This window comes from Alteriqipengyuania sp., from assembly GCF_964222115.1.
In the GTDB taxonomy this organism is placed as follows: Bacteria; Pseudomonadota; Alphaproteobacteria; order Sphingomonadales; family Sphingomonadaceae; genus Alteriqipengyuania.
This window is the reverse complement of sequence record NZ_CAXQBM010000026.1, coordinates 1-9860: the sequence shown is the minus strand read 5'-3', so window position 1 is coordinate 9860 and position 9860 is coordinate 1. Positions and strand designations below refer to the sequence as shown.

At 62.9% G+C, this 9860-nt stretch carries 7 protein-coding genes, 1 tRNA gene and 2 rRNA genes; 6 read left to right on the top strand and 4 right to left on the bottom strand.

Annotated features, from left to right (window positions below; genetic code table 11):
- From ACEQXE_RS04980 to ACEQXE_RS04970, 3 genes are all read left to right on the top strand, one after another.
- A 23S ribosomal RNA gene (locus ACEQXE_RS04980) occupies positions 1–182 on the top strand; the annotation flags it as partial.
- Positions 183–314: 132 nt separating this feature from the next.
- Positions 315–429, top strand: a 5S ribosomal RNA gene (rrf, locus tag ACEQXE_RS04975).
- Between the two features lie 203 nt (positions 430–632).
- Positions 633–709: transfer RNA gene (locus tag ACEQXE_RS04970), tRNA-Met, on the top strand.
- A gap of 175 nt (positions 710–884) precedes the next feature.
- Here the strand turns inward: ACEQXE_RS04970 and ACEQXE_RS04965 are convergent.
- On the bottom strand, positions 885–1937 hold the full coding sequence (locus tag ACEQXE_RS04965) for an ion channel (protein WP_370177847.1): 1053 nt from the start codon (positions 1935–1937) through the stop codon (positions 885–887).
- A gap of 120 nt (positions 1938–2057) precedes the next feature.
- Here ACEQXE_RS04965 and ACEQXE_RS04960 point away from each other — a divergent pair, with 120 nt between their 5' ends.
- Both ACEQXE_RS04960 and ACEQXE_RS04955 read left to right on the top strand, forming a co-directional pair.
- Entirely contained in the window at positions 2058–3509 is a 1452-nt protein-coding gene (locus ACEQXE_RS04960; RefSeq protein ID WP_370177846.1) for a class II fumarate hydratase, read from the top strand.
- 105 nt (positions 3510–3614) lie between these two features.
- Positions 3615–5705, top strand: coding sequence for a malate synthase G (locus ACEQXE_RS04955; protein WP_370177848.1), 2091 nt, complete (start codon positions 3615–3617; stop codon positions 5703–5705).
- A gap of 1 nt (position 5706) precedes the next feature.
- Here the strand turns inward: ACEQXE_RS04955 and ACEQXE_RS04950 are convergent, their stop codons facing one another.
- A complete protein-coding gene (locus ACEQXE_RS04950; RefSeq protein ID WP_370177845.1) occupies positions 5707–6699 on the bottom strand; it encodes a radical SAM protein in 993 nt (330 codons plus the stop codon).
- The gene (locus tag ACEQXE_RS04945) at positions 6699–8123 is read right to left on the bottom strand and encodes an NAD(P)/FAD-dependent oxidoreductase (RefSeq protein WP_370177844.1); all 1425 of its coding nucleotides are present in this window, start codon (positions 8121–8123) and stop codon (positions 6699–6701) included. The genes ACEQXE_RS04950 and ACEQXE_RS04945 overlap by 1 nt, the downstream gene beginning before the upstream one ends.
- 121 nt (positions 8124–8244) lie before the next feature.
- Between ACEQXE_RS04945 and ACEQXE_RS04940 the strand changes: the two genes are divergently transcribed.
- Positions 8245–9279: an SDR family oxidoreductase gene (locus ACEQXE_RS04940; protein WP_370177843.1), complete on the top strand. Its 1035-nt coding sequence runs from the start codon at positions 8245–8247 to the stop codon at positions 9277–9279.
- Here the strand turns inward: ACEQXE_RS04940 and ACEQXE_RS04935 are convergent.
- Positions 9276–9860: glycosyltransferase (locus ACEQXE_RS04935; RefSeq protein WP_370177842.1), on the bottom strand; the 585-nt coding region annotated here is incomplete at its 5' end. The two genes, ACEQXE_RS04940 and ACEQXE_RS04935, sit on opposite strands and share 4 nt — an antisense overlap.

The following is a 9860-nucleotide window of genomic DNA, read 5'->3' as shown; positions in this document are numbered from 1 at the left end:
GCCAAGGGTGCCGCATGGTAGCTATGCATGGACGGGATAACCGCTGAAAGCATCTAAGCGGGAAGCCTCCCTTGAGATTAGGTATCTTCGAACCGTGCTAGACCAGCACGTTGATAGGCCGGGTGTGGAAGCGCAGTAATGTGTGGAGCTAACCGGTCCTAATAGTTCTTTGTCGCGCTTGAGGATTCGCACCATCAACGACAGTCCTGCCAGTTCGCTGGTAGCGTCTGCGTCGATCGGAAGGATTTTCCAGCCGGATAGACGCCTCGAATACCAAAACATCGATTATAGCCCGCCGCACGCAAGCTTCATTGCTTCGTGGTCATAGCGCCTGTGACCCACCCGATCCCATCTCGAACTCGGCCGTGAAACCAGGCAGCGCCGATGGTACTAGTGCTCAAGCACTGGAAGAGTAGGTCGCCGCGAGGCATTGCAGCTTGCGGGCAGCGGGAAACAAACCCATTCACAAGTCGAAGGGCTGACCCATCCAGGGCGGCCCTTTTGGCGTCTCTGACGCCTTGGCTGGACCGAACCCGAAGGGTGAGGCAAGGCCGACCGGCCGCCCGAGCTTTTGCGAGGACAGCCGAGGCTGCGGATGCAGCCGCTGGCGCTTGAAGCCAGAAAATAGGTGCCGCGGGATGGAGCAGTCCGGTAGCTCGTCAGGCTCATAACCTGAAGGTCGTTGGTTCAAATCCAACTCCCGCAACCACCGTTCTCCGATTGATCGACCGCCACGGCCTTGCCGCAGGCGGTTTTTTTACGTCTTCTGCGGGCGCAGTTTGGCGATTGCGGGGCGTGTGTAAGTCCATGCCTATGCCCCCGGAGCCGGCCAACCTGCCGGTCCTGCGTGGCCAAGGCGCGTTATCGCACTTGCCACGCAATCTTCAGGTGAGTTGGGCCGAGAGTTCGCGCCATTCGCGCTCGTTTGGCTCGCGGCGTTCGTTCGCGATGTAGAACAGCGTATCGCCGCCTTCGATCATTCGATCGCCGACACAATTGAGATCGAGATGCCTGCCGCCCTGTTCGCTAATCTCGATCAGGGTGATGCGGTGCGAGCGTTTCAAGGCAACCAGTGCGTCGAGATAGGCGATCGGCGGCGTGCCCGTCGGCACCTGCAGAGAAAATGCCGTACTCTCCGTGCGGGAGGAGAACATCAGGTTCGCCAGGCGTGAAGAGCCCGGATCGTGGGCAGCGCGCACCATCATGTCGACCGAGATCGAGGAAAACACCTCGATATTGTCGATCTGGTGTTCGATCAATCGTGCCGTGTCCTCGTTCTCGAGATGCGCGACAATGTGCACGTCGGGCGCCGCGGCGCGCGCAGCAAGCGTGGCCGCAAGCGTATCGTCGTCATTTGCGCCGCGGATCAGGATCGATTGAGCACCGGCCGCACCTGTGCGGGCGAAATTGTCGAGATCCGACAATCTCTCACTGAACACGAAATCGATCGATTCCGGCATCGGATTTTCCTCCACTGCCGCAGCCATCAGGACCGGACGCACATCGTAGGTGCGTTCTTCCAGCAGGGTTTCGATCAGGCGCATCGTCGTGCGCTCCTGCCAGCCGACCACCACGATGTGATCCCGGCGGCTCGCGTAATTGCCCTTGCCGTCCAAACCTCGCCTCCATTGGTTGCCGATATCGCTCACCGCCTTGCCGAGCACCGCGGTGAACAGTGCGATCGCACCGGGCAGGATGATAATCGCGGCCGCCGTACGCCCCGCCTCGGTCTGGGGGCTGAGATCGCCGTAACCGACCGTGGTGGCAGTGGTGGTGTAGTAATAGAAATAGACCCACAGATCGCTGATCAGCTCTGTCTCGCCGGTGGCTGCGAGCACGATGTACGATATCACCGCGTGCAGCGCGATCACGGCGATCAGCACGCTCCAGCGCAGCATAGCGATGGCGTAATAGATCCGCTGCCAGGTTCGCCGCATCACCCCCATGAACCATGGCATAGCGATGGGGACGTGCATTTCTCAAGGGCTTTGCAGCGCAAATTTGGGAACGGGCAGGCTTGCGAAAGGTTCTCAACCCACGCACCGGAAAGGAACCTTGTGACCGATAAGACGCGCACATTCCGCGATATTCCGGTCGGTATCGAGAGCGAAGGTGAACGCGTCGAATTCGATTCGATGGGCGAAGTCCGGGTCCCGGCCGACCGCTACTGGGGCGCGCAAACCGCGCGCTCGCTCAAGCACTTTGCGATCGGTGAGGAGCGAATGCCGATCGAACTGTGCCGCGCGTACGGATACATCAAGAAGGCTGCTGCGCTGGTGAATACACGTGCGGGCCTTCTGGAAGAGGATAAGAGCGCAGCAATCGCATTCGCGTGCGACGAACTCGTTGCAGGCGAGCTTGACGACCATTTCCCGCTGCTGGTGTGGCAGACGGGATCGGGCACCCAGACCAACATGAATGTCAACGAGGTGATTGCCAACCGGGCGATCCAGCTGCTGGGCGGCGAGCTGGGTTCGCAAAAGCCCGTCGCCCCCAATGACGATGTCAACAAAAGCCAGTCGTCGAACGACAGCGTTCCCACCGCGATGCATCTGGCCGCCATCGGCGCGCTCGATGCGCGGCTATTGCCCGAGCTTGAGAGCCTGGCCGGTGCGATCGAGCACAAGGCATCGGGCTGGATGGATGTGGTCAAGATCGGCCGCACGCATCTGCAGGACGCGGTGCCGCTATCGGTCGGGCAGGAGTGGAGTGCGTGGGCGGAAGCGCTGCGCAAGGCCATCGGCGACCTGCACCATGCCCGTGATGGCCTGCTCGATATCGCGCTGGGCGGAACGGCTGTCGGGACCGGTCTCAATGCGCCCGCCGGTTTTGCCGAGGATGTGGCGGCCGAAATCGCACGTCAGACCCGCTTGCCGGTGCGAACCGCGCCCAACAAGTTCTACGCGCAGGCGACGCTAGACCCGATCCTGCGTTTCTCTGCCAGCCTGCGCGGGCTGGCGGTGGCGCTGATCAAGATCGCGGAAGACCTGCGCTGGCTGGCGAGCGGACCGCGTTGCGGGATCGGCGAGCTGAAACTGCCCGAGAACGAGCCGGGCTCCTCGATCATGCCGGGCAAGGTCAACCCGACCCAAAGCGAGGCGCTGCTGATGGTCGCGATGCAGGTCATCGGGCACGACACCGCCAATGCCATGGCTGGCAGCTGGGGTAATCTCCAGCTCAATGCGATGCGCCCGGTCGTCGCCGCCAACGTGCTCACTTCGATTCGCCTGCTGGCCGACGCATGCGCAAGTTTCCGCACCAATGCGGTAGAAGGGACCGAGCTCGATCGGAACCGGATTGCCCACCTGCTGGAGGAATCGCTGATGCTGGTGACGGCGCTGGTGCCCGAAATCGGCTATATCGAAGCCGCGCATATTGCAGAGGCTGCCGCAGCCAAGGGCACGACCTTGCGCGAAGAGGCGGTCGCGAGCGGCAAGATCAGCGCCGACGAGTATGACCGGATCGTGCAGCCTCGCACGATGATTGGCGAGGGGTTCGCCGGCGCCTGACCGGCAATCCTTGCCGAATCGGCAATTGACTTGGACGCACCGGGCACGCCAAGCCCGTGGTGCACCGCAATATAATCGAAACAGCACAAGGAAAACGGGATGGGGATGCGCGAACTGGCAGGTCTGAAGGTCGCGGACGCACTGGCCGACTTCGTCGAGCAACAGGTTTTGCCGGGGCTCGACATTGGGCCGGAGGATTTCTGGAACGGTGCTGCAGCGATCTTTCAGCAGTTCGTGCCTATCAATCGCAACCTGTTGCAGAAGCGCGAAGCCCTGCAGGCCAAGATCGATGAATGGCATCGTGAGAATCCGGCCCCTGTCGACCAGCAGGCCTATACCGAGTTCCTCACCGGGCTTGGCTACCTCGTCCCCGAACCCGCTGCGTTTTCGGTCGAGCCGCGCAATGTCGACCCGGAACTGGCGCAGATCGCCGGACCGCAGCTGGTCGTTCCCGTGCTCAACGCGCGCTTCCTGCTCAACGCAGCCAATGCGCGCTGGGGCAGCCTGTACGACGCGCTTTACGGCACCGATGCCATTCCCGGCAATCCGCAACCCGGCGGCTACGACGAGACACGCGGCGCGCAGGTGATCGACTGGGGTCGCCAGTTCCTCGACCGTGCCGTGCCGCTGGAAGACCAGCTCTGGCGCAACTGGGATGGCAGCCAGCCGAACCTCAAGGATGGTGCGCAGATTGTTGGCAAACGCGGCGATAACTGGCTGATCCGCCATCATGGCCTGCATATCGAAATCGTGATCGATCCCGCACATCCCGTCGGCAAGACCGACAAGGCCGGCGTGGCGGACATCATCCTGGAAGCCGCGCTTTCGACCATCTGCGATTTCGAAGATTCGGTCGCGGCGGTCGATGCAGAGGACAAGGTGCTGGGCTATTCCAACTGGCTCGGTTTGATGAAAGGCGATTTGGAAGAGACCTTTGCCAAGGGTGGCGAGACGATGACCCGCCGCCTCAACCCTGATCGGCAATATGTCGATCTGGAGGGCGAGGCGTTCACCCTCCCGGGGCGCAGCCTGCTGCTGGCGCGCAATGTTGGCCACCTGATGACCACGCCCGCGGTGATCCTGCCCGATGGCAACGAGGCGCCCGAAGGCATCCTCGATGCGATCATTACAGCGACCATCGCTTGGCATGACCTCAAGCGCACCGGCTCGCTCAGCAATAGCCGCGAAGGCTCGATCTATCTCGTGAAGCCCAAGATGCACGGGCCGGAGGAATGCAAGTTCACCAACGACCTGTTCGATGCGGTGGAGGATATGCTCGGGCTCGCCAGGCATACGATCAAGGTCGGCGTGATGGACGAGGAACGGCGCACGTCGGCCAATCTCGCGGCGTGTATCCACGCGGTGAAAGACCGGATCATGTTTATCAACACCGGCTTCCTCGATCGCACCGGTGACGAGATCCACACCTCGATGCGCGGCGGCGCTATGCTGCGCAAGGGCGCGATGAAGGCAACGCCGTGGATCGCGGCGTATGAGGATCGCAACGTCCAGGTCGGTCTCGCCTGCGGTCTCTCGGGCAAGGCGCAGATCGGCAAGGGCATGTGGGCCATGCCAGACCGGATGGCGGACATGCTGGCCGAGAAGATCGGCCATCCCATGTCGGCTGCGAACACCGCGTGGGTGCCATCCCCCACGGCGGCGACGCTCCACGCCACGCATTACCATCTGGTCGATGTGTTTGCGCGGCAGGAAGAGCGTGCGGAGGAGGGCATTGCACCACTTTCCGACCTGCTGACGATCCCGCTGTCCGATGGCACCAACTGGCCTGCCGAGGAAATCCGCGCCGAGCTGGAAAACAACGCGCAAGGCATCCTCGGTTATGTCGTGCGCTGGGTCGACCAGGGTGTCGGCTGCTCCAAGGTGCCCGACATCAACGATATCGGCCTGATGGAAGATCGCGCGACGCTGCGCATTTCCAGCCAGCATATCGCCAACTGGCTGGAGCACGGGGTGGTCAGCCCGCAGGAAGTCGATGATGTGCTGCTCGAGATGGCGGCCAAGGTCGATGCACAGAATGCGACCGATCCGGCATACCGACCGATGGCCCACGATCCTGCGAAAAGCATGGCCTTCCAGGCCGCGCGCGCGCTGATCTTCGAAGGGAGCGAACAGCCCAGCGGCTATACCGAGCCGCTCCTGCACGCCTACCGCCAGAAGGTGAAGGCGGGGGGCTAGCTCAAGCGGAGCAGCTTGCGCCGCCGAGTACGCAAAAGCGCGCGCAGTGCGGGTGGTTCAGCTTCACTGAGACATTCGCGTCGGCCAGCGTTTCGCCGAAGTCGAATTCCCCGTCATAGGGGATCAGCGTGCAAGCGACGACGCGCGGAGCGGACTCGCCCTTGCGGTGGACCACCATGCGGCCGGTGGCGCACATGATGTCTGCCGGCGATTTGCCGAGGATGTCCCAGCAGGCTGATGTAATTTCGGCAACATCCTTGCTCTCGTCCATCTCCGGGAAGAGCACGCAACGCGCGGGATCAAGTGTGTCGATGGCGATGCTTTCGCTCGCGAACAGCGTGGCATAGCCCTCGCGCGCCGCGACCATGCCTTCGCCGGGCAGCAGACGGCCCGCGACCGCGATGGAAAAACCATTGTCGGACAGCCATTTGAGTCCGCCAATTGCCGCGTCCCAGCTGTTCTTGCCGCGCTCTCCTTCGTGCACGTTCTTCGTATAGTGATCGAGGCTCACGCGAATCGTGAGCTTGTCAGCATAAGCTTCTCGCAAAGCGAGCAATTGCCCTTGATGGCGCCGCATCGGCGTCATCGCATTGGACAACACCAGCACTTCGAACCCGCGCGAGAGCGCATCTTCCAGCATCGCCATGAAATGCGGGTTCATGAAAGGCTCGCCGCCGGTGAAGCCGATTTCGCGCGTGGTCCAGCCATCGCGCTCGATCTCGTCGAAATAGCGCGCTGCGTGTTCGGCGGTGAGGTAAACCAGCGCGTCGTTGGTCGGGCTGCTTTCGATGTAGCAGGTGGCACAGGCGAGGTTGCACAGCGTCCCGGTGCACAGCCACAGGGTCTCCAGTTCCAGCAATGGGACCTCGGCGCGCGGCGATCCGTCTGCGGTCGTATCGGGATCGGTGAACTTGCCTTCGGGCAGTGTTGCCGCATCGACCGCAAAGGGAGAGGGTCCCTGTGGCGCGTTTCGGCTCTTGGAACGCGACGTCATCAGAACGGGCGCATCCGGCGAAACCAAGCACGCGTCTTCGCGTAACCGGTGGGGACCTTGCCAAACACGGTTCCCTCCCAGGCACTGAATGCGGCTGCTTTCGTAATTTCGCTGCGGGTCGGGTAGGCGATGACCGCGCTACCCAGTGCAAACGTGCTCGCCTTGCCGGTGATCAACTGGGTGTAGGGCAGCAGCAGCTCGCCCGCATTTTTGCCGACGATGCTGGCACCCACCACTTTCTTTCCGGCCGTCATCACCTTGATGTGGCCGCGCGTATCGCCCTCCGCAATGGCACGCTCATTATGATCGAAGCCTTCGCGAATCACGGTCAGCCTGTCGCCGAATTCCTCGCGCGCCTGTGCTTCGGTCATGCCGATCTGCGCGACTTCCGGGTCGGTGTAGGTGCACCAGGGCAGGGCGGACCAGTCGACCCTGGTCGGTAGCCCAAGCGTGATTTCGAGCGCCACGTTGGAACCCTCGTAACCCGCAACATGCGTAAGGCGCGGGCCTTCGCGGCAATCCCCGATGGCGTAGATATGCTTGCGATTGCTGCGTCGCCGCGCATCGACGAGGATGCCGTTGCGTCCGGTATGCACGCCGATCTTGCCGAGCCCGAATCCTTCGATCCGCGCCTGTCGACCGACCGCGACCAGCAGGTGCGTCCCTGCGATTTCCTGCCCGTCATCCAGCGTCACGGTGAAGCTGCCGAGCGCGCCGGGAGTGACCTTCGTGGCCTTGCCGGTGACGAACATCACCTCTTCGGATTTCATCTGGTCGACCACCACCGCGACCGATTCCGGATCGTCCCGGCCCATGAGTTCGCCGGGCTCGATCACCGTGACCTCGCTGCCGAGCCGCCGGAAACTCTGCGCCATCTCCATCCCGATCACGCCGCCGCCGATGATGACGAGGTGCTGGGGCAACTGGTCGAGATCCCAGATATTCTCGTTGGTGAGGTAGGGGATGTCCTCGATCCCCTCGATAGGCGGAATGGCGGGCTGCGACCCGGTTGCGATCACGATGCGCGGCGCCTTGAGCACCACGTCGTCGACTTGCACCTTCTTCTTGCCGACGAACGAAGCGTGCCCGCGATAGACGTCGCACCCCATCTCCTCGAAGCGTTCCTGGCTGTCGTGCGGGGCGATCTGGGCGATGGCATCGTGGACATGGGCGTGAACGCCGTCCCAGCTCACCTTCGCGGCGGTCATCTGGATGCCGAAGCGATCCTGCTCCTTGGCTACCGCAGCGCGTTTCGCCGCCGCGATCAGCGCCTTGGACGGCACGCAGCCGTTATTGAGGCACTCGCCACCCATCTCGTGCGATTCAATCAGCGCGACCTTCAGGCCGAACAGCGCGCAGCCCCCGGCAGCCGTCAATCCGGCAGCCCCGGCGCCGATCACGATCACGTCATGGGTAAATCTCATGCCTGTCCCTGAAACCAAGCTTGCGTGCGAGGCGGCCCCCGTGCTGTGTGTGGCACATCCGTTTGCGAGGGTCGAAACGTTTCATGGATTTGCGGAAAATTCGCTCGAAAAGCGACGCTCGTTGAGCGGTATTCTCGTGACGGGGGCCGCCGGGCTGATCGGCGGCGAGGTTTGTGCGCGGCTGGTGCGCGCGGGACACAAGGTCACCGCGCTCGTCCATCGCAACCCGGAAGTGCGCGGCAATGACGGTGAGATCGTTCCGGTCGCCGAGACAGTGCGGTGCGATATCCGCAAACAGCGGCTCGGGCTCGATGACGCGACGTTCGAAAGGCTGGCGCGCGACACCGATCTGGTCATCCATTGCGCGGCGACGATCCGGTTCGATCTGACCGACGAGGAATATTCGGCGGTTAACACGGCTGGCACCGCAAATGTCGTCTCGCTGGCACAAGCGGGTGGGGCAGGGCTGCTGCATGTCAGCACGGCCTATGTCTGCGGCAATCGCAACGGGCCGATCATGGAAGGCGAGCCTTTGCCCGAAAGCGGGTTCGCCAATGGCTACGAGGCGAGCAAGGCGGCGGGCGAGGCGCTGGTTCGTGGGTCCGGGCTGGAATGGGCGATCGCGCGGCCCGGGATTACGCTGGGCGAGTATGCGAGCGGTCGAATTCGTCAGTTCGACGCGATCTATCTGGCCTTCAAGCTGATCGCCGAAGGCCATATCAGGCTTGTGCCTGCTGCCTCCGACGCCACGCTCAATTTCGTGCCGCTCGACCATGTGGCCGGAGGGATCGTGGCTTTGGTAGAGAACTGGGAGAAGGCGAGAGGCGGCACGTTCCATCTCGTGGCGTCCACCCCACTACCGATGGCCGATTTCGCGAACGGGATCGGCAGTGTGAAGGGCTTGTACGGGCCTACGCTGGTCGACCCTGACGCGTTCGACCCGGCAGCGCTGCCGCCACTCGAACGCCGTCTGCACGGGCGCGTTTCGGCCCTTTATGCGAGCTACTTCCAGCGCGATCCTCGCTTCGACGATACGCATTTTCGCGAAGTCACCGGCATCATGTCGCCCCCGGCGGACCAGCACTATCTGCGACGTCTGATCGAGTTCTGCATTGCCGAGGGTTTCCTCCCCACGGCCAGAGCGCTGACGCGCTAGCGCACGTCCGGATAATCGCGCGCCATGCGACCGCGCAGGCCGACCGCCCAGAGAATACCGACCTTGAAGTAGATCCAGTTGGCTTTGAGAGGGCCCAACGCCGCGATCCGCCGGTCGCTGGTACGCACGATGCGCGGCACCATGCGGATGCGACCGAGCCTCGCGAACTTCACGCAAAGGTCCGCCTCTTCCATCACCATATCGCCCGGCGTGCAGCCGCCAAGCTTCAGGAAATCCTCGCGGCGGAAGAACATCGCGTGGTCGCCGAACAGCAGCCGTACGCCGCGAAAGAACAGGTGCGGGCGGGTGACGAGGGGCGCGTACCAAGTCTTTATGTAGTTATGTGCGCTGGTAAGCCAGCGGGTCCTTGTGCCGGTAATCAGCGGAGTGAAGCTGGCAAGCGCGATGCGTTTGTCCGCGAGCGTTTCGCGGATCACCGCGACCATATCCACGGGCGGCAGACTGTCGGCATGGACCACGCAGGCCAGCGGGGCCTGCGCCGCCTCGACACCTGCGTTGATCTGTCGTGCGCGCCCCCTCTCGCAACACAGCACGCGCCAGCCGGCCTGCTCGGCCAATAC